Origin of the sequence: Flavobacterium faecale (assembly GCF_003076455.1) — a bacterium.
GTDB lineage: Bacteria > Bacteroidota > Bacteroidia > Flavobacteriales > Flavobacteriaceae > Flavobacterium > Flavobacterium faecale.
Map to the genome: position 1 here is coordinate 4,386,712 of NZ_CP020918.1, position 21,345 is coordinate 4,408,056.

22 protein-coding genes are annotated in these 21,345 nt (G+C 36.5%); 20 read left to right on the forward strand and 2 right to left on the reverse strand.

What is annotated here, in order from left to right:
* The first annotated feature begins 2 nt into the window (after window positions 1-2).
* From FFWV33_RS18220 to FFWV33_RS18265, 10 genes are all read left to right on the forward strand, one after another.
* Window positions 3-1,595, forward strand: coding sequence for a 4Fe-4S binding protein (locus FFWV33_RS18220; protein ID WP_108742219.1), 1,593 nt, complete (start codon window positions 3-5; stop codon window positions 1,593-1,595).
* 316 nt (window positions 1,596-1,911) lie between these two features.
* Window positions 1,912-2,304 (forward strand): toxin-antitoxin system YwqK family antitoxin, encoded by a 393-nt coding sequence (locus tag FFWV33_RS18225; RefSeq protein ID WP_108742220.1) that lies wholly within the window; start codon window positions 1,912-1,914, stop codon window positions 2,302-2,304.
* The gene (locus tag FFWV33_RS18230; protein ID WP_108742221.1) at window positions 2,301-2,990 is read left to right on the forward strand and encodes a glycosyltransferase family 2 protein; all 690 of its coding nucleotides are present in this window, start codon (window positions 2,301-2,303) and stop codon (window positions 2,988-2,990) included. Before FFWV33_RS18225 ends, FFWV33_RS18230 begins: the two co-directional genes overlap by 4 nt.
* Before the next feature lie 4 nt (window positions 2,991-2,994).
* Entirely contained in the window at window positions 2,995-4,476 is a 1,482-nt protein-coding gene (locus tag FFWV33_RS18235; RefSeq protein ID WP_108742222.1) for a cellulose synthase family protein, read from the forward strand.
* On the forward strand, window positions 4,473-5,816 hold the full coding sequence (locus FFWV33_RS18240) for an MptA/MptB family glycosyltransferase (protein ID WP_108742223.1): 1,344 nt from the start codon (window positions 4,473-4,475) through the stop codon (window positions 5,814-5,816). The genes FFWV33_RS18235 and FFWV33_RS18240 overlap by 4 nt, the downstream gene beginning before the upstream one ends.
* A 22-nt stretch (window positions 5,817-5,838) precedes the next feature.
* Window positions 5,839-6,420: a sigma-70 family RNA polymerase sigma factor gene (locus FFWV33_RS18245; RefSeq protein ID WP_108742224.1), complete on the forward strand. Its 582-nt coding sequence runs from the start codon at window positions 5,839-5,841 to the stop codon at window positions 6,418-6,420.
* Window positions 6,421-6,456: 36 nt separating this feature from the next.
* On the forward strand, window positions 6,457-6,708 hold the full coding sequence (locus FFWV33_RS18250; protein ID WP_159086079.1) for a hypothetical protein: 252 nt from the start codon (window positions 6,457-6,459) through the stop codon (window positions 6,706-6,708).
* A 29-nt stretch (window positions 6,709-6,737) separates the two neighbouring features.
* Window positions 6,738-7,724, forward strand: coding sequence for an aldo/keto reductase (locus FFWV33_RS18255; protein ID WP_108742226.1), 987 nt, complete (start codon window positions 6,738-6,740; stop codon window positions 7,722-7,724).
* 97 nt (window positions 7,725-7,821) lie between these two features.
* Window positions 7,822-8,772 carry a patatin-like phospholipase family protein gene (locus tag FFWV33_RS18260; protein WP_108742227.1) on the forward strand — a complete coding sequence of 317 codons (951 nt, stop codon included), beginning with the start codon at window positions 7,822-7,824 and terminating at the stop codon, window positions 8,770-8,772.
* 128 nt (window positions 8,773-8,900) lie between these two features.
* Window positions 8,901-9,923 (forward strand): glycoside hydrolase family 113, encoded by a 1,023-nt coding sequence (locus tag FFWV33_RS18265; protein WP_108742228.1) that lies wholly within the window; start codon window positions 8,901-8,903, stop codon window positions 9,921-9,923.
* Between the two features lie 61 nt (window positions 9,924-9,984).
* Here FFWV33_RS18265 and msrB read toward each other — a convergent pair whose 3' ends face one another.
* Both msrB and msrA read right to left on the reverse strand, forming a co-directional pair.
* Complete coding sequence (msrB, locus tag FFWV33_RS18270) at window positions 9,985-10,521, reverse strand: peptide-methionine (R)-S-oxide reductase MsrB (protein WP_108742229.1); 537 nt, start codon at window positions 10,519-10,521, stop codon at window positions 9,985-9,987.
* A gap of 68 nt (window positions 10,522-10,589) precedes the next feature.
* Entirely contained in the window at window positions 10,590-11,207 is a 618-nt protein-coding gene (gene msrA, locus FFWV33_RS18275) for a peptide-methionine (S)-S-oxide reductase MsrA (protein ID WP_108742230.1), read from the reverse strand.
* Window positions 11,208-11,860: 653 nt separating this feature from the next.
* Between msrA and FFWV33_RS18280 the strand changes: the two genes are divergently transcribed.
* The 10 genes from FFWV33_RS18280 (at window position 11,861) to FFWV33_RS18325 (ending at window position 21,233) form a co-directional block, all read left to right on the forward strand.
* Window positions 11,861-12,199 (forward strand): P-II family nitrogen regulator, encoded by a 339-nt coding sequence (locus FFWV33_RS18280; protein WP_108742231.1) that lies wholly within the window; start codon window positions 11,861-11,863, stop codon window positions 12,197-12,199.
* Between the two features lie 16 nt (window positions 12,200-12,215).
* Window positions 12,216-13,448: an ammonium transporter gene (locus tag FFWV33_RS18285; RefSeq protein ID WP_108742232.1), complete on the forward strand. Its 1,233-nt coding sequence runs from the start codon at window positions 12,216-12,218 to the stop codon at window positions 13,446-13,448.
* A gap of 272 nt (window positions 13,449-13,720) precedes the next feature.
* Complete coding sequence (locus tag FFWV33_RS18290; RefSeq protein ID WP_108742233.1) at window positions 13,721-13,981, forward strand: heavy-metal-associated domain-containing protein; 261 nt, start codon at window positions 13,721-13,723, stop codon at window positions 13,979-13,981.
* Between the two features lie 223 nt (window positions 13,982-14,204).
* Window positions 14,205-14,465 (forward strand): heavy-metal-associated domain-containing protein, encoded by a 261-nt coding sequence (locus FFWV33_RS18295; RefSeq protein ID WP_108742234.1) that lies wholly within the window; start codon window positions 14,205-14,207, stop codon window positions 14,463-14,465.
* Window positions 14,466-14,556: 91 nt separating this feature from the next.
* Window positions 14,557-14,889: an ArsR/SmtB family transcription factor gene (locus FFWV33_RS18300; protein WP_108742235.1), complete on the forward strand. Its 333-nt coding sequence runs from the start codon at window positions 14,557-14,559 to the stop codon at window positions 14,887-14,889.
* Window positions 14,890-15,146: 257 nt separating this feature from the next.
* Window positions 15,147-15,614, forward strand: coding sequence for a DUF6428 family protein (locus tag FFWV33_RS18305; protein WP_108742236.1), 468 nt, complete (start codon window positions 15,147-15,149; stop codon window positions 15,612-15,614).
* A gap of 234 nt (window positions 15,615-15,848) precedes the next feature.
* A complete protein-coding gene (locus FFWV33_RS18310; protein ID WP_108742237.1) occupies window positions 15,849-16,460 on the forward strand; it encodes an arsenate-mycothiol transferase ArsC in 612 nt (203 codons plus the stop codon).
* 255 nt (window positions 16,461-16,715) lie between these two features.
* Window positions 16,716-17,786, forward strand: a complete 1,071-nt coding sequence (arsB, locus tag FFWV33_RS18315) for an ACR3 family arsenite efflux transporter (RefSeq protein WP_108742612.1) — start codon at window positions 16,716-16,718, stop codon at window positions 17,784-17,786.
* 538 nt (window positions 17,787-18,324) lie between these two features.
* Window positions 18,325-19,596, forward strand: coding sequence for a PAS domain-containing sensor histidine kinase (locus FFWV33_RS18320; RefSeq protein WP_108742238.1), 1,272 nt, complete (start codon window positions 18,325-18,327; stop codon window positions 19,594-19,596).
* A gap of 179 nt (window positions 19,597-19,775) precedes the next feature.
* Window positions 19,776-21,233 carry an FAD-dependent oxidoreductase gene (locus FFWV33_RS18325; protein WP_108742239.1) on the forward strand — a complete coding sequence of 486 codons (1,458 nt, stop codon included), beginning with the start codon at window positions 19,776-19,778 and terminating at the stop codon, window positions 21,231-21,233.
* The last annotated feature ends 112 nt before the right edge of the window (window positions 21,234-21,345 follow it).

Sequence of the window (21,345 nt, forward strand, 5' to 3'; positions counted from 1 at the left end):
ATATGAGTAAAGCAATAAAAAATATATCACTAGCATCACACGAGCACACTACTCTTGCAACGATGCAAAAAATAGGAATGGCGATTGGACTAATCGGGTTATTTATCATGGCTCTAGCCTTGTTCAATGTTCATTTTCCAAATAAAACATACTGGCTTGCAGGTGCTATCGTATCCATATTTGCTGGAATTATACTTTATGCAAACAGTTTTTACCTGCACAAACCTGCAGGAATTAGTAATAACAACCTTTGGACTTCAAGCTTAACGCACAAAGGAACTTTGGGTTGGATGGTCGGTATTATTTTGACCTCTTTTTATGTGGCTTTGTATTGGTTTCCAAAATATTTGGGTCTAAACGAAACTGGTGGTGAGAACACTGGAATCGTAGGCTTCTTTGATCCTTTGAGTTATTTTTTGAACGGAAAAGCGGCAACACAATGGTTTGTGTATGGGACTTTGTACACGACCGCTATTCTTGGTTTGGGGTATAAATTTATTTTGAAATACAGACATAACAAGTACCAATTGGTACGAACTATATCTGTAATGTTTTTTCAATTGGGATTTGCATTTTTGATTCCAGAAATTTTGGCCAAATTAAATCCAGATCAAGCTTATTTTGCCAAGGATATCAAGAACATGTGGCCACTTAACTATTACTTTTTTGACGAATGGCATGTAAAAGGAATGTTGGCCGGTGGTAACTTCGGAATGTTTATGTTGATTTTTGGAGTTGCAATGATCTTTATTATTTCGCCAATTTTAACGTATTTCTACGGAAAGCGTTGGTACTGCTCATGGGTTTGCGGTTGCGGAGGATTGGCAGAAACTGCTGGAGATTCTTTTAGACACCTAAGCGATAACTCTGAAAAAGCATGGAGAATTGAACGTTGGATGATTCATTCTGTTTTGGTTTTTTCATTTGTAATGACCATCGCCGTGATTTTTACCTTTTTATCAAACAATCCCGATCTGAGTTTCATAACCAAAGATCAATTTGTTTGGGGTATCGTAATTTTCTTGGGTGTGTTTACCGGAGCGCTATATGCTTTTAAGAGAAAAGATATGGACAAAGACGCCGTGTACACGATGGTATCACTTGTTGCTATTATGATTTTGGCTATCTTGATGAATTACTTCTCTGGGAATCAAAATATATTTTTCTTGGACAGTTACAAATTAAGAGAATGGTATGGTTTTGCAATTGGATCTGCTTTTAGTGGTGTGATTGGAGTGGGCTTCTACCCTATTTTAGGAAACCGTGTTTGGTGTCGTTTTGGTTGTCCAATGGCAGCTATATTGGGACTACAACAACGTTTGTTCTCTAAATTTAGAATTACAACCAATGGTGGACAATGTATCTCTTGTGGAAACTGCTCTACTCATTGCGAAATGGGAATTGATGTACGCAGTTATGCTCAAAAGGGCGAAAACATTGTACGTTCCTCTTGTGTAGGATGCGGAATATGTTCTGCAGTTTGTCCTCGTGGTGTATTGAAACTAGAAAATGATACTCCTGCAGGCCGTATCAATGCTAACGAAATCTTGTTGGGTAATGATGTTGATTTGATGGATTTGATTAATCAAAAATAATAGTTGGACTAAATTAAAATGAAATTATTATAGGCAGAACGCTATTTTTGTGCTTCTACTAGATAATTTCATTTTTCTTTAAATAGCTTTAACTACTAGTTCTTAAAACTAGTTCTACAATTTACTCGTATATACTTATGTTCTGGGTTATGCTTTGCGTGAGGGATTGAAGCGGCATCCTTTTTTGGGGCTTTTTTTGCCCCAAAAAAGATACAGCGGAAAGCCCGACCTGCCATTTTTTTTGGCAGGGCACGCTCAAATTCAATTTTAGAACAAAACAATTTTATTTAAGAACTTTTTTAATAGTAATTTAAAAATGATAAAAGCACTATTTTTTCTGGTATTTATGACTATTTTCGGCAATTCGGAACCAAGAGAATATGCCAAAAATTATTATTCGAATGGGACACTGCAATCGGAAGGTTGGGTTTTACAAGGCAAAAAAGTAGATTATTGGTACTATTATTATTCCAATGGTACCAAAAAAGAAGAAGGCCATTTTGTAGCGAATAAAAAGTGCAAATGGTGGATTTTTTATACGTCTGAAGGAGTTATTATTCGAAAAACTGAATACCTAAATGATAAGGTAAATGGCTTGTCTATCGTGTACAAAGACGGTGATGTTGTCAAGGCCGAAAAATATAAAATGGGTACAAAAACAAATGAATGGACGAGCCTGTCGGCTTACCGAAACGATCAAAATAAATGAAAACTATTGTTGTAATTATACCCGCTTATAATGAAGAAAAAGCTATTGCGCATGTTATCAACGAGATTCCAGATACAGTAAGTGAAATTATTGTTGTGAGCAACAACTCTACTGATAATACTATTGCGGTGGCTCAAAATGCTGGGGCAACTGTTTTGTCTGAAAATAAAAAAGGTTATGGTAATGCCTGTCTAAAAGGTTTGGATTACTTCGCAAACAAAGAGCAAAAGCCTGATATTGTTGTGTTTTTGGACGGAGATTACTCTGATTATCCTGCTGAATTAACCAAATTGATCGCTCCAATTATAGCCGATGATATTGACTTTGTGATTGGTGCACGCGTAGCTGCATTGCGCGAAAAGAACTCCATGACGCCGCAACAGGTGTTTGGAAACTGGTTAGCAACCTTTTTAATGGGGCTTTTTTTTAATGCAAAATTCTCTGATTTGGGTCCGTTTCGAGCTATTAAGTACAAAAAATTATTAGCTTTGAACATGGAGGACAAAACCTATGGCTGGACGGTAGAAATGCAGTTAAAAGTCTTGAAACAAAAAATGACCTATATCGAAATTCCGGTGCGTTACAAAAACCGAATTGGAGTCTCAAAAGTGTCTGGAACCGTAAAAGGAACCGTAATGGCAGGCGTCAAAATAATAGGTTGGATTTTTAAATATACCTTCAAATAACACGATGATTTCACTTTCTTATATTATATTATTCCTTTACTGTTTGGCCATCATTTTGATTTTTTTCTATGGTTTATCACAATTTAATTTGATGTTGAACTATGTAAAAAGCAAAAAACAAAAAGACAACAGTCCCAAATATGACTTTGCCAATGGTGATGCGTACCCGTATGTGACGATACAATTGCCCTTGTTTAATGAAAAATATGTGGTTGAGCGCTTATTGACCACCATTGCCGCGTTGGAATACCCAAAGGATTTACTCGAAATACAGGTGCTGGATGATAGCACAGATGATAGCGTGGTCCTGACTGCTCAAATGATAGAAAAATTGGCACAATCAGGTCTAGACATTAAACACGTATGCCGATCAAATCGTGAAGGCTACAAAGCTGGTGCCTTGAAAGAAGGTTTGGCAGTTGCAAAAGGGAACTTTATCGTGATTTTTGATGCCGATTTTGTACCGCAGAAAAACTGGTTATTGGAGACGATTCCGTATTTTAAAGATCCAAAAATTGGTGTTGTACAAACAAGATGGGGACATTTGAACCGCAATTATTCTACTTTGACCAAAATTCAAGCCTTTGCTTTGGATGCACATTTTACCTTGGAGCAAGTAGGTCGTAACTCGCAATCACACTTTATCAATTTTAATGGAACTGCCGGTGTATGGCGCAAAACCTGCATTATCGATGCTGGAAACTGGGAAAGTGATACCCTAACTGAAGATTTGGACTTGAGTTACCGTGCGCAATTAAAAAACTGGAAATTCAAATACCTTGAAGATGTTGAAACTCCTGCAGAATTACCTGCCATAATTAGTGCAGCCCGTTCACAACAATTTCGTTGGAACAAAGGTGGTGCCGAGAACTTTAGTAAAAATGCCAAACGCGTTATGCAATCTTATAATATTGGTTTCAAGACCAAAGCCCACGGTATATTGCACCTTTTGAATAGCTCTATGTTTTTGGCTATATTTTTAATGTCGGTTTTGAGTATTCCTGTTTTGTACATTAAGCAAGCCATGCCCGAAATACATCAATTGTTTAATATTTTGATGTTTTTTATCCTGACTTCTGTGTTATTTTTTATTAGCTACTGGGTTACTTACAAAAAGATGCACGGCGGCGGATTTAAAAACTTTATCGAATATGTGCTTTTGTTTTTCACTTTTTACACCATTGCCATGGGATTCTCATTTCATAACACTATTGCAGTACTTGAAGGATTGTGGGGTAAGAAAAGTGAATTTGTGCGTACGCCAAAATTAAACATTGAAGGACTGAAAGACCAATGGAAAACCAACAGTTATTTGAATAAAAAAATATCAAAAAACGTAATTTTTGAAGCTGTTCTTATGGCTTATTTTGCCTTTGGGATCGGGAGTGCTTTCTACCTTGGTGATTATAGTATTTTGTTTTTGCATGTGATGCTTTGCCTTGGTTTTGTATACATATTTTCGCAATCAATAGCTGAATCCAAATGAGAATAACGGAATCCAAGAACATTGAAACTGGTATTTATCTCTTGATAAGTATGTTTTGCTATTTGTATTTGGGTTACGAGCTGGAGCGTCAAGAATTTGTTCCGATGGTGGTTGCTTTTATAATGCTATTTTTTTGCAGTTACCGAATCATCTATTTACAAAAGCACAATTTAAAGTTTTTGATTGGGGTGGCGATAGCAGTTCGAGTTGTGCTGTGGAGTGTCATTCCAAATTTGTCTCAAGATTATTTCCGCTTCATTTGGGATGGTAGACTCTTGCTTCAAGGCATTAATCCGTATTTGTATTTACCGGATAACCTGATTAAGCAACAAGGCTTTTTTATGGCCAATGCTCAGTCCTTGTTTGATGGTATGGGTGCATTGAGCGCTGGTCACTATTCTAATTATCCTCCTGTCAACCAAGTTTTGTTTGCTATTGGAGCCTTTTTTAGCAACAATACCATCTTTGGAGCGGTGGTAGGCATGCGCTTCCTTATCATTCTGGCCGATTTGGGAACCTTATATTTTGGTTCGAAATTATTAAACCATTTGGGGCTACATCGGCATCGTATTTTTTGGTATCTCTTGAATCCATTGGTGGTTATTGAATTAACAGCTAATCTTCATTTTGAAGGCGTCATGTTATTCTTTTTTGTTTGGAGTATGTATTTATTATCGAAAGCACATTGGAAAACAGCAGCCATTGTGCTCGCCTTGTCTATTTCGACCAAATTACTGCCACTACTACTACTGCCACTCTACTTGCAAAAGATAGGTTGGAAAAAAATTATTCCGTTTTATTGTATCGTTATTGGACTAAATGTTATTTTCTTTCTTCCGTTTTTATCGTCAACTTTGATCGAAAACTATACGAATACTATTGGTTTATGGTTCACAAATTTCGAATTTAACGCTAGCATATACTACCTAATACGTGCCATTGGTTTTTGGGTAAAAGGATACAACATTATTCAGACCACCGGAAAAATCATTCCTGTTTTGATCTTTTTATTTATTACCTACCAGGCTTTGATGGGGAAAAACAAAAGTACAAGTCAGTTGTTCAATAGTTTTTTATTGGTCCTAACCGTTTACTTTATGACGGCTACCACCGTTCATCCATGGTACGTTATAAATTTGGTATTGATTGGTATTTTTACCCGCTTTTATTATCCTATTATTTGGAGTTTGACTGCCATTTTGAGTTACAGTGCGTACCAAGATGTCGCCTTCAAAGAAAATTTATGGTTGGTAGGACTGGAGTACTTAATTGTTATTTTATGCATAATGTTAGAATTTCGTGATAATTTGCAACTAAAAAAATATGTACATTTGGACTAATCACATTTAGGACAAAAAATACATGAGTGTAACTACCGAAAATTCAAAGAAAGAGCTAGAAAATTGGGTCAATCAATATAGTGATGAACTTTACTCTTGGGCTTTGTACAAAACCTCATCCAAAGAAACGGCAGAAGATTTAGTGCAAGAAACCTTCTTAGCTGCATTTAATAAAATCGAAAGCTTTCAAGGGAAGAGTCAGCCCAAAACTTGGTTGTTTGCCATCCTGAACAATAAGGTAGTTGATTACTATCGCTTGAGCGCACGTACGACCAAAAATAATTTTAGTTTAACGGAAGAAAGTGGTTTTGAACTTTCGGATGGTCTGTTTAATACCACCGAGAATTGGATAAATAAAGATATAAATCCAATTTGGGACCAAGAAGAACAACTACTTGACAACCCTAATTTCAACTTAGTCCTTCAATTTTGTATGGATGACTTACCCGAAAAATGGAAACTGGCCATGACCTCCAAATATCTAACGAATAATAAGGCGGATGTAATTTGTAAGGAACTCGAAATTACAACGTCTAATTATTGGCAGATCATTCATAGAGCAAAATTGCTTTTGAAAAAATGTTTAGAGACCAAATGGGATTAACGGAATTCAACCAAATAAATGAATAAAATTATGCAAATGCTAGTCAAATCTTGCAAAATAACAACCGAATTAATTGACAAACAACAATTAACTCCCTTGACTATTAAAGAAAAATTGCAATTACAAGCACACAAAGCGATGTGTAAAACCTGTAGTGCCTACGAAAATCAATCCAAAACTATTGATAGTTTTATAACTAAATGGTTTGGCACGAATAATTCCGCTCCTCCAGAAAAAATGAGCGAGCAAAAAAAGAAGGCCATTATTGATCATTTACACAAAAAGTAAAAGACCACAAAACTCATATTAAATTACAGATGAACTACAGAAAATTAGGTAAAACAAATTTTGAAATCGCCGAAATTGCTTTAGGTACTTGGCAAGTTGGTGGAAAATGGGGATCTCCTTTTGATGATAAAAATGCTGATCAAATATTGAACGCAGCAATTGATCGCGGTATTAACTTTATTGACACTGCAGATGTTTACGAAAATGGCCTTAGCGAAAGCGCTGTAGGACGATTGGTAAAATCACGCTCAGAAAAAATATATGTAGCCACCAAATGTGGTCGACATATATCACCTCATACTGCAGATGGGTACCAACCCAAAGTGCTACAAAAATTTGTTGAAGACAGTTTGAAGCGCATGCAACTGGAAACCATTGATTTAATCCAACTACACTGCCCTCCTACCGAAGTGTATTTTCGATCGGAGATATTCGAACTTTTTGACCGTTTAAAAGAGCAAGGAAAAATTTTAAATTTAGGCGTTAGCGTCGAAAAAGTTTCTGAAGGATTGCAAGCCATGCAATATGATAATGTAACTACGGTGCAACTTATCTATAACCTTTTTAGACAAAAGCCAGCCGAATTATTATTTGAAGAAGCTAAAAAGAAAAATATCGGAATCATTGCTCGTGTTCCGCTTGCAAGTGGGTTACTTACCGGTTTATTTGATGCCAACACGACTTTTGATCCACAAGACCACCGCAATTTTAACCGTGAGGGTGCTGCATTTGATAAAGGGGAAACTTTTGCAGGAGTTAATTATGAACTTGGGCTGCAAGCTGTGTCTGCTTTAAAAGAATTATTTCCAGATACTACTAACCTAGCACCAATCGCCCTACAATGGATTTTAGCGTCAGATGCAGTTAGTTGCATCATTCCTGGAGCATCACACATACGTCATGTTGAATCCAATCTTTCGATTTATGATTTGCCGCCTTTGACAAAAGAGCAAATTGTAGCCATGAATGCTATTTATCAACGCTATATCGAGTCAGAAGTAGCGCATTTGTGGTAAATTGATACCGCTTCCCTTCGTGGTTTGCCATAGTTTTGCTATGTTTGTGTATACCACGACATAGCAAAACAACTATTAATCCAAAAAACAACCAAGGATGAAAGCATTAATTATTTCTGGAGGCGGTAGCAAGGGCGCATTTGCGGGTGGTATTGCCGAATATTTAATCAATGACTGCTGCAACAAATATGAATTGTTTGTGGGCTGCTCTACCGGTTGTTTGTTGTTGCCTCATTTGGCGTTGGGAGATATCGACAAAATAAAAAAGATCTACACCTCGGTTACTCAAGAGGACATTTTTAGTATTTCACCGTTTACAATTACAAAAAAAGACGATGGTTATGAAACTAAAATTAATCACTTTAACTCGGTTTTATCTTTTATAAAAGGTTCCCCAACTTTTGGCGAAAGCATCAATCTAAAAAAATTAATCCAAAATAAAATTACCGTAGACGAGTACGATCGTTTGCAAAAAGAGAACAAACAAGTCATTGTTACTGTTTCTAATTTAACCTTAAATCAAATAGAATATCACAATTCTAAGGACTGTACGCGAGACGATTTTTGTGATTGGGCATGGGCTTCGTGCAATTATGTACCTTTTATGAGTTTGGTACACAAAAATGGGTACCAATATGCCGATGGTGGTTTTGGTAATTTTGTACCAATATCATGTGCCATCGAAAACGGCGCTACAGAAATTGATGTTATTATCTTAGAAAACGAAAACCAAACGTTACAATTACCCGAGATTACAAATGCCTTTTCGCTTTTATTTCGAACATTCGAATTCATGAAAAATACCAACAATTCGAAAGATATAATTATTGGAAAATTGATTGGTCTGAATCGAAATATCAAAATCAATTTTTACTTCACGCCAGATAATCTTACTGACAACCCTCTAATTTTTGACACCCAAGAAATGACACAGTGGTGGAAAGATGGCTACGAATATGCCAAATCCAAGCAACCTGATAGTTTTTGTCATGTATCGAAAACAGACGACGAAGTGACTATCACTGTTACACAGAATACTACAAATTAATAATAGATCTTCTTCGTTTTGAATTATAACATAAACAATACACACTCTCAATAAGTTCAAACGTTAAAAATCAGCTAATTAAAATTAGAGGCAAATGTTTTCTCTAGCTTATGTTTATATTTGTATTTATGAAAAAAATGCTTCTTATACTTTTCTTTATCTCGCTTTCTATACTTGGATTAGTGGGTTACTGCAATTCTAATACTTTCGATAAAAAACCCAACAAAAAAGAGATTACATATAAAGGAATGAATCTTGTGGCGCCGATCAAAGGGATAAGCAACACTACTTTTGACGAATTGGTTGCTAATAATGTCAATGCAATTTCGCTCATTCCGTATGCATTTGTCAATATTGATGATGCTACAGTTACCTATAATCACAAGCGACAATGGTGGGGAGAAAGCACGGACGGAATCAAAGAATGTATTCAAAAAGCACATGAGCACCACTTGAAGGTGATGATAAAACCACATTTGTGGGTGAATCACCAATTCTACACAGGTGACTTAGACTTTAAAACAGTTGCAGAATGGGAACATTGGGAAGCTGATTATCAAAAATACATTCTTGAATATGCACATATAGCGCAGGAAGAAAAAGTAGATTTATTCTGTTTTGGTACTGAGTTACGTAATCCTATTGCAAAAAGACCGCAGTATTGGACACAGTTAATTACCGAAATAAAGAAGATCTACAAAGGCAAACTTACTTATGCTGCCAATTGGGATGATTATGATAGTGTTCCTTTTTGGAAACAGATGGACTATATTGGTGTGGATGGCTACTTTCCGCTATCGGAAAATAAGAACCCTACCATTGAAGAACTACAAGCTGGATGGAAAAAGCACTTAGCAAAATTGGAAAGCACCCATAAAAAATGGAATAAGAAGATTTTGTTTACCGAATTTGGGTATCGAAATTCAGATTACGCTGCACAAGAACCTTGGAAAGAAAATCACGACACCATAAACAATGAGGCACAAGCAAATGCTTTCGAAGCTTTATTTAATAGCGTGAATCATCAAGATTGGTACGATGGAGGTTTTACTTGGAAATGGTATGCAGACGATTATCATAAAAATAAAACCATCGATTATACACCGCAAGACAAGCCCGCTAAGGCAGTAATTGCCAAATGGTATAAATAATTCTGAACTACATAAGATTGTAAAAAAAGAGCCACAGCTAAAAAACTGTGGCTCTTTTTGTTTATTTAGATTCCTGAAACAACATCGCTCCAGAATTCATGCAGTAACGCAATCCCGTTGGACTTGGTCCATCATCAAATAAATGACCCAAATGTCCTTCGCATCGTGCGCATACGATCTCACCACGCACCATACCGAGGCTTTTATCAACCACTTCTTTGATACGATTTTTGTCTAAGACATCATAAAAACTTGGCCAACCTGTACCCGATTCAAACTTCGTTTTTGAAGAGAACAAAGGTAGTTTACAACCAGCACAAAAATAGTTCCCCTTTTTGTGGTTGTCGTGAAAGGCATTTCTAAAAGGATACTCAGTACCTTTTTCTCTTAGAATATGGTATTGATCTGCAGTCAATTCTTTTTTCCATTCCGCATCCGACTTCACTACTTTCTTAAGATCAGTGTCTGACAACGATAACTTTTCTTGCGTAGGCTCTGTGGTATATTCTTGATCTTGATTGCTGTTTTTGGCTTGCATGCAGGCCATAAAAGAGACCGCCAAAAAAGGCAAAGCCAATAGATATAAATAACGTTTCATAATTTTATTTTTTAAATTTTATACTCTTTACTACAATAAATAATCAAGGATGACTTCATCCTAATTTTTTATTTTAATCTCCCTTTAAATACTTTTTTGAATTTGTTGAATCTTGGTAGTGACACTCCTTGTACATAACCTTGATTTGGATTGTGTTTCACATAATCTTGGTGGTAATCTTCGGCTTCATAAAAAGCAGCAATCGGTTTCACTTCGGTAACAATTGGATTAGCATACACTTTGGCAGCTGTTAATTCAGCAATTTTATCTTGTATAATTTTCTTTTCAGCTGGACTACCATAAAAGGCAATCGAGCGGTACGAAGACCCTTTGTCTGGTCCTTGTTGGTTTGGCGTTGTTGGGTCTTGCGAGGCAAAAAAAGCATCAACTAATTGGGCATAGGATACTTTTTTGGGATCATAAAAAACGGCTACCGCTTCGGCATGACCTGTTTGATTACCTCCAACTTGGTGATAGGTCGGGTTTTTAGTGGTACCACCGCTGTAACCAGAAACGGCTTCGTCAACGCCATATACAGCTTCAAAAACATGCTCGCTACACCAAAAACAGCCTTCGGCAAAAACAGCTACTGCTTTTCCGGGCTTTGGTTTCAAGGACAATTCTTTGGTTTGTGATTGACAACTTAATACAGTCAAAATAATGGCTAAAAATGGTAATGTTTTCATCTTTCAGTGTTTTTACTAATATACGTCGGTTAATTGGGTTCGGTTTTAGAACAAACCCTAAAATTATGTTAGAATCCGCTTGTACTTCGACTGGATATTACAGTTCAATAGATTCAACTTTTATTTCGAAAAAGAAAAAACCAACTTGATCTAAGAAAATAATACTACTTAGCGAAGTCATTCGACATTCTTTTCAATTGAATAGACGATTAATCTTTTGTTTCCTGACTAAGTTCAATAAAAAAAAAATAGAAACCACACAACTATAAATTAAAAACACAAAACACACAGCACCCTTTAAATTTTAGGGGGTATGTACCTAAAATCGAATAAAAACAGATTAAAAAATGCTTTTTAACATACATTAAAACTAAAAACAATAAAAAAATAGGGGTACAAACCAAAAAAAGTCATTATTGATATCCCAATTATCATAGAAAATTTTGGGAAATATCAATTTATCAGGTTATGATTTTATAATATCAATAAAACGACCTGAAAATTAACAAAAAGTTACAAATATTGGCTTTGTCTTTCAAAAAAGTTGATAAATTCGCTCAAATCAAACAAATTATTAACAATTAAATAACAAAAGACGAAATATACTTTTAAAGGATAGTTGTAGTAATAATCATAATTCAAAAAAATTAAACATGAAAAAAATTGAAGCAACAATTAGGAAATCAAAGTTTTCTGATGTAAAGAAAGCATTACATGAAGTTGGAGTAAATTTCTTCACTTATTGGGATGTAACTGGATTAGGAAATGAAAAACAAGGACATGTATACCGCGGGGTTTCTTATAGCACTTCAGATATTCAAAGAAGACAACTTTCTATAGTTGTAAACGATGATTTTGAAGAGGTAACTATTAAAGCTATTCTTGATGCTGCATCAACAGGACTTGTTGGTGATGGAAAAATATTTGTTTCAGATATACAAGAAGCCTACAGAATTCGAACAGGTGCTAAAGGTGGAGATACATTAAAATAATTAAAAATAATTACACATGGATACAGGATTATTGACAACAAACAACGTATGGATGATGCTATGTACAGCATTGGTATTTTTCATGCACTTAGGATTTTCATTTTTAGAAATCGGATTAACGAGACAAAAGAACACAATCAATATTTTATTTAAAAATTTGTTCATTATATGTATTGGACTTTTATTATACTGCCTTGTTGGGTTTAACCTAATGTACCCAGGCGAATTTAATGGTTACTTTGGATTTGCAGGTTTTGGACTTGAGGCACCTATGAAAGATGGCGCACTAGATCTAGCCTATAATGAAGGATATACTTACTGGACAGACTTTTTGTTCCAAGGGATGTTTGCTGCTACCGCTGCCACTATTGTATCAGGAGCCGTTGCTGAGAGAATAAAAATTAACTCTTTCATGATTTTTGCTATCATATATGTAGGACTAGTATATCCTATTGCAGGTTCATGGAAATGGGGTGGTGGATTCCTTGACAAAATGGGATTCTATGACTTCGCAGGTTCTACTCTAGTTCACTCTGTTGGTGGATGGGCAGCATTAGTCGCTATCTACTTATTGGGAGCACGTATTGGTAAATTTGACGAAAACGGAAAACCAAAAGTTATTCCAGGACACAACCTACCGCTAGCTACTGGTGGAGTTTTAATCCTATGGTTAGGTTGGTTTGGATTTAATGGAGGTTCTGTACTTTCAGCTGATCCAGCATTAACATCATTAACTTTAGTTACAACATGTTTGGCTGCTGCAGCTGGTGGAGTTTCTGCTATGATGTTTACACAATTTTTATACAAAAACTTAGATTTATCAATGTTCCTTAATGGTGTATTGGCTGGACTAGTAGGTATTACTGCTGGTGCAGATCAAATGGGACCAACAGATTCTATCTTAATCGGTCTTATTGCTGGTATCCTTGTAGTAGGTGCTGTAGCATTGATTGATAAATTAAAACTAGACGATCCAGTTGGAGCAGTTGCTGTACACTTAGTATGTGGTATCTGGGGAACACTTGCAGTTGGAATCTTTGGAGCTATGGCTAGTGTTGATCAATTTTTGATTCAGTTGACTGGTGTTGCTGTTTATGGAGCATTTTGTGTAACTACTTCATTCATTATCTTAATTGTAATCAAGAAAACAATTGGACTGAGAGTTACTAAAGAAGAAGAAATCGAAGGATTGGATGAGCATGAGCACGGAATGAGCGCTTACCCTGACTATAGAATGAACGATAACTAATATATCTATATTCTTACTCAAAGGCCTATTCAATTTTTTTGAATAGGCCTTTGCTTTTTAAGGCAGGATCTAGATTTATTGATAGCATCCTATTTTAATAAATAAACATAATACAACGAAAACAGAACCGACGTAAACATATCACCGTATTTTAACAGAAAAATTATGTTTTATTTTAGAATAGAATAACTAAAATTTTAGATCTCGTAATCACAAATTGACTAATTTTAGATTAAATAAATAATATAATTAATTAATCTAAATACCGACCTATGTGTTTACTATCCAACAATGTGATTCCTGGTAATCGCGGTACAGCATTTGGCACCAATGCCAAAGAGGAAAAAGACTTACAAAACATTCAAAAAATGATCTTGACCATCGATGGAATCAAAGAGGTGCTGATCAACTTTTCGATCTTTCCGAGAGAAATTCAAGTGTTTTCAAGCAAATTAATTCCAGTACATTTAATCGAAACAAAAGTAAAAGCTACCGGTTTTCATGCCATTAGCAAAGATCCCTTTCATATTTAATAACAAAAATACGTTGGTCTGATAGCAATACAGTCGTAGAAAATTCATTAGGATTCAAATCCAAAAAAAACATCCTTTATCGCAAAAGCAGTAAAGGATGTTTTTTTTTACGTTAAATACAATCATAACTATCTCATTTTCAATATTTATTTGTAACTTTAGACTATTAAAAACCATTAAACTCAAACCACTGAAATATATATTAACTTAAAAAACAACTGTCATGCGTTTACTCACCAACAACATCGTACCCGGAAACCAAGGCCGCATTTTTGGCACCAATGCAACTGAACCAACAGATTTGTCAACCATCAAAAAAAGTATCTTAGCTTTGAGAGGTATCAAAGACGTAATTGTAAATGATCGCGTATACCCCCGAGAGATCACGGTATATTCGACTATAATAGTAACCATCGACAAAATAGAATCATTAGTAAAATCAATGGGCTTCAATGCCCTCCCGATCGAATACGGGCATTTATAAAACTCACTCATAAAAATTTAACGTAAAAAAAACATTCTTTTTACGTTATTTATAGTTTTATATCGTAATATTGCAATATAAATATATAACAATGGGAACTACAAAAGCAGAACACTTTACTACCGAACAAAATGAACTAGCGACTTTGACCAAAGCCATTGGGCATCCAGCACGTATTGCTATTATACAACACCTTATAAAAGTGAACAGCTGCATTTGTGGTGACATAGTAAACGAATTGCCACTCTCACAACCTACCGTTTCACAACATTTAAAAGAATTAAAAAACGCAGGTTTAATAAAAGGTAGCCTCGAAGGAAACACAATTTGCTATTGCTTGGACGAAGAAGGTTTTTCGAAAATAAAAAGCTTCTTCGAAATCATAGACACTTACTTAACCAATAAAAACAGTTCTTGTTGCTAAATATTTAGACACGAATGCCACGAATTATCACTAATTAATTTTTAAATAATTAAACAAAAAAAAAACAGACACAAATATATTAATTACCGACAGCGATGAAATTCGTGCAATTTTTATAAATATACAATTTGTGCTAATTTGTGTAATTAGTGTCTCTTTTTACAAATATAAATCCGCTTTTATCCGTGTCTTCGCGATAGCGAATCCGTTTCATCAGCGGACCATCAAACACTATACAAATTTAAAACTCATACAAAATGAAACTATCAGAAATTAAACCCATCCTAAGCAGCGTAGAAACAGTTGCATTTGTCTTACCAAACGGTAAATACGTGCCAGAACATTTTCACGTAACCGAAGTAGGCCTAATCACTAGAAACTTCATCGATTGCGGCGGAACCGTGCGTAAGGAATCTGTTGTCAATTTCCAATTATGGAATGCCAATGATTTTGAACACCGTCTAAAACCAGCCAAATTAGCAAGTATTATCGCTCTGTCTGAAAAAGTATTAGGTATCGAAGATTTCGAAATCGAAGTTGAATACCAGTCTGAAACTATTGGAAAATATGATCTTGGTTTCAACGGAACTGCTTTTACACTATTAAATAAGCAAACTGCTTGTTTAGCCGAAGACGCTTGTGGAATTCCACCTGCAAAACAAAAAATAAAAATAGCAGATTTGAGTGACGAACCATGTTGTTCTCCTGACGGTAACTGTTGTTAATACAACCACTGTCCGTCTGAGCTTGTCGAAGACCTCGTTTTAAAAAAACACTTCGACAAGCTCAGTGTGACAAACATTTTCAAAACAATAGTCAGTAGCCACCTGTCAGTCTGTCCCGAAATTTCGGGAGTCGAAGACCTCGCTACAACAAAGTACTTCGACTCCCGTCCCGAAGCGTCGGGATCGGGATAGTATGACAAATCGATAAAAGATCACATAAAAACCGAAACTTATATGTTATTCGAATCCATCGAAAATCTAGTCGCTACACTAGACTTTACTTCCATTTCTAAAGAGCGAAAAGCAATTCTACAACCACTTGTTGATTTCATTCAATCCAAGTACAATGAAAAAAAAGAAATCGGTCTAAATTTCATTTGCACGCACAACTCCCGACGCAGCCACTTATCACAAGTGTGGGCACAAGCAGCTGCAGCACATTACAATATTCCTCAAGTAGTTTGTTATTCTGGCGGAACTGAAGCAACAGCTATGTTCCCGATGGCAGCGAAAACTTTGGCAAATGCTGGTTTCCAAATTCAAATGCTATCCGAAGGTACAAATCCTGTATATGCCATCAAATACAATCAAAACCAACATCCTATTATTTGTTTTTCAAAAACCTTTGATGATGCTTTTAATCCGCAATCTGGTTATGCTGCAATCTTAACCTGTTCTAGCGCCGATCAAGGTTGTCCATTTATCGCAGGAGCCGAAAAACGAATTCCGATTGCGTTTGAAGACCCAAAAGCTTTTGACAACACACCGCTACAAGCAGAAAAATACCAAGAACGAAGCATACAAATCGCTACCGAACTATTTTATGTTTTTTCACAAGTCAAATAAAATTAGACACGAATTTCACGCATTAGCACGAACTAAATTGAACACAGATTTTACAGATTTAGTGTAAGCCCGTCACGTCAGTTCGAGTGTTTTTTACGCAGCGGAGCGGAGAAAAAAATGTATCGAAAACCCGTCTGTTTTACCACAAAAGTTCTCGATAAACTTCTACTTCCAAAAGCTATCGCATTTGAAAGCAAAAGCACTCGAACTGACGCTTACAATAACAAATCAGAAAAAATAAACGAATACAGAAAAATGTCAGCAAACAACTGCGCACCAGCCGCCAACCGAAAAAAATTAAGTTTCCTAGACAGCTACCTAACCTTGTGGATCTTTCTTGCTATGGCAATCGGAGTTTCAATTGGGTTTTTTATTCCGTCTAGTAGTGGGTTTATCAATTCGTTTTCCTCAGGAACAACTAACATTCCATTGGCCATCGGACTCATATTAATGATGTATCCACCGCTTGCCAAAGTCAACTACTCACAAATGGGAGCCGTTTTCAAAAATACCAAAATCCTAGGCGCATCCTTACTACTCAACTGGGTCGTTGGACCCATTTTGATGTTTGCCCTCGCCCTACTTTTCCTCAACGGCTATCCCGAATACATGATTGGTGTCATCCTCATCGGTCTTGCCCGCTGCATCGCTATGGTGGTAGTGTGGAATGACCTCGCCGAAGGAAACCGCGAATATGCCGCAGGACTCATCGCCCTCAACTCCATCTTTCAGGTGTTGTTGTACAGCGTATATGCCTATATCTTCATTACCGTTTTGCCACCTTATTTTGGTTACACAGGTTTTGAAGTCAACATCAGCATTGCACAAATCGCCGAAAGCGTCGGTATCTATCTCGGTCTTCCGTTTGCACTCGGCATCATCAGCCGTTACGTACTCATTGCGCTCAAAGGCGAAGAATGGTTCCAAACCAAATACATTCCGTTCATCTCCCCGATCACCCTCATCGCATTGCTGTTTACCATCGTCATCATGTTCAGTCTCAAAGGCGAATTGATCGTACAAATCCCAATGGACGTCGTACGCATCGCCATTCCGCTCGTGATTTATTTCACCTTAATGTTCGTGAGCAGCTTCTTTTTGGGCAAGTACTTCGGAGCCGATTATTCGAAAGCTACCGCAATTGCTTTCACCGCCACCGGAAACAATTTTGAACTCGCCATAGCAGTAGCCATCGGAGTCTTCGGCATCAACAGTGGCCAAGCCTTCGCCGGCGTCATAGGTCCATTAGTCGAAGTTCCCGCCCTAATCGCACTGGTAAACTTAGCCTTCTGGTTCCAGAAAAAATATTACACAGTTAGCTTCTAGAAATTATTTAGGGCTCCCGAGACTTCGGGGCCACTACCAAAAACGGGCTCCTTACTTTACGGTGAGGAGCCCGTTTTCAGTAATGCGGTCGGGCTTTCGGCTATATCTCTCCGTTTCACTGCGAGGATACCGCCTCAATCCCTCACGCGAGATTAGGACACACAGGATATTTATCTTTCATTTTCACACAGATTGTTGCAGCTAAAATCCACACCACAACAATAATTATCTCCACATCAATGTCTAAAATTCTAGTTAAGACAAAATCTCAGCGATACAAATACCTTTGTTAAAAAAGTAGCTTTAGCATAGCAATATCCCAAACACCAACAAAGAGGTGAATAGCTACTAAACTTCTCGTTAATCAATTCTTTTAAATTTGCTTTTTCTTTCCAAATAGCTAGCAAATAAAAAAAACATTGAATAACTCTTAAAATAATAGCATTTGTTTACTATATTAGCATGTCAAACTTTATTTTTCATCCAGATTATAAAAGCCAAATTGATAACACGTTGTTTCACTAAAAAATCTTTTTAAATGGAATATCCAGAAAAAACAAAAGCAGAAATAATTAAAGAACTCCGGCAATTAAAGAAAGATCATGCCATTTTGAAAGCCTCGTTTATCATTAGCACTAATGAAAAGAAATTGGCTCAAAACAACTTTCAAATGCTTTTTGAACAATCACTAGTTGGTATGGCTTTGGCTGATCATGAAACGGGTCGGTTTTTGTCTGTCAACAAAGCTGTATTGCTAACTACGGGCTATACCGAGCAAGAATTTTTAGACCTTAACTATTGGGATATTACTCCACGAGAATATGAATCGCAGGAGATTCAGCAAATTGAGGAACTTAATCTAACGGGACGTTTTGGACCCTACTTAAAAGAGTACATTCGAAAAGACGGAACTCGTTATCCCATTTCAATCAGTGGTGCACTTTATGTAGACCTCCACGGAAAAAAAGTCGTTTGGGGAATTATTCAGGATATCACTGAGCGTATAAAAGCAGAAAAAACAATAGCCAAACAAAATCTCGAATTAAAAAAACTTAACGAAGACAAAGACCGTTTTATTACGATTATAGCGCACGACCTTAAAAGTCCGTTTAGTACCGTATTAGGACTTCTTGATCTATTAAACAGCAATACATCAAAATATTCTTTACCTGAGATTGAAGAGCTGCTTTCCCTTATTACACAAGCAGCCCACAACACATCTCACCTACTCGATGACATTTTACATTGGGTCAAAGCAAATACTGATAACATAGCTTACAAGCCAGAAATAGTGAATTTTGAAAAATTATTTGCAGAGAGTATTAAAAGCTTGCATCCAAATAGTGAAGCAAAAGGCATAACTATAAACAATTTTGCCTCAAAAGAGGCAGTAGTTTTTGGAGACAAAAATATGCTCAAAACCATTGTTCGAAACATTGTATCAAATGCTATAAAATTCAACAATAATAATGGTCACATATCCGCTTTTCTTGAACAAACCAACAACGGACAAACCATCACTATAGCAGATACTGGTATCGGAATGTCAGCTGCCACCCTAAATTCACTATTTGACATTTCGTCAATTATGTCAACGACGGGAACAAACAACGAAAAAGGAAGTGGACTAGGTTTACTTATTTGCAAAGAACTTATTGAGAAACAAGGTGGTACCTTATGGGCTGAAAGTGATTCTAAAACCGGAACAAAAATTAAATTCACGCTTCCCACCGAAGTAACGGTAAGCGAGCAACTTTCGGAGCCAATCACAAAATATATTTCGAACTCAAATGAGTCTATCGAAAAGTGATAATTCTAGATCTTTAAAATCTTTATTTTCGAAAAGAAACCTGCTTACTACGGCCCATATTGTGGTACATTTGCGTTAGAAAGCATATCGATTCGAATCATATTTCATTTATTCCAGATAATAAATCGAATAAAGTTATGACTGAATTGCTATAGAAATATAAAACAATAGAACTACAATTGAAACCCATCGAAAATACTAAAACCAACTGGAGTGTTTGTCCGGATTGTCAAGGTCGAGGAAATATAAGCAGACGCATTACCAAAAAAGTTCGTTTACAGTACCTTCATGAACTCGCTATTTTCGAAAAAAATCCTACTGATGGCTTGGCTCCTATTCGACCAAAAGCACCACTAGACAAATGCGTAAAATGTGCGGGATCTGGATTACAACCCTCAGAAAAAAACACTGCTCCCGATACCGAAAATTTCCCTCATGTGGCTATTATTGGCGGTGGCATTGGTGGCGTAGCATTAGCCGTAGCTTGTTTACATCGTGGGATTCCGTTCACACTATATGAGCGCGACTACGGATTCGAGACCCGTTCGCAAGGGTACGGACTTACATTACAGCAAGCTAGCAAAGCAATTGAAGGTTTTGGAATTTTTACTTTAGAAAAAGGAGTTGTCTCCACCCGACATTTGGTTCACACCACTGATGGTGAAGTTATTGGGGAATGGGGAATGCGAAAATGGATGGGCGCAGCTTCCAATAAAAGTCCAAAACGAACCAACATACATATCGCAAGACAATCACTTAGATTGGCATTACTGGAACAATTGGGTGATACTAACTCTATTAAATGGGGACATCAATTGGTTGCTTTGGACCAAAAAGATAATAGTTCTATCGATTTGACCTTTGAAGTTAATGGCGAATTAAAGTCTCAAACTGCTGATTTGGTTGTTGGCGCAGATGGTATACGCAGTACTGTTCGAAAAATAATCATTGATGATCAACTAACCCCATTACGCTATTTGGACTGTATTGTTATCTTAGGAATTTGCCCAATGGAAAAGCTGGCATCACTACAAACTGATTTATTGGACTCTGCCACTGTTTTTCAAACTGCAAACGGAAATGAGCGCATCTATATAATGCCTTTCGACTCCAAATCTGTGATGTGGCAACTGAGTTTCCCGATGGAGGAAGAACAAGCTAAAAAATTAAGTGCTCTAGGTCCAAAAGCACTCAAAGAAGAAGCCAAACGCAGAACGCAATGGCACTCACCAATACCAGAAATCATCACAAATACAAACGAAACTGAAATTTCGGGCTATCCTGTTTATGACCGTGCCCTACTCTCAACTGATTTATTGAAAAAAAATAAAGGTATAACCTTACTTGGGGATGCAGCCCATCCGATGAGTCCGTTTAAAGGGCAAGGAGCAAACCAAGCTTTACTTGATGCGCTTTCGTTAGCCCGAAAAATTTTTAAAGGTTGCAAGCCAAATTCCAATTGGCGCGAGAAAGGAATTAGACAAAATGTCTTAAATGATTTCGAACAAGAAATGTTGGAACGCTCAGCTATAAAAGTGAAACATTCTGCTGAAGCTGCTCAATTTTTGCATTCTGACGTCGTGCTACATAAAGGAGATGAACCTAGAGGAAGAAATAAAGCAAACAAAGACCTTTAAAATTAGTCTTACTAAAGATTTCATATAAATAAAAGCACTACTTTATAACTGACCATTTGCAGAAACAATCTATAACACTGACTTACAAAGACTTGATACCCAAAGTATAAAT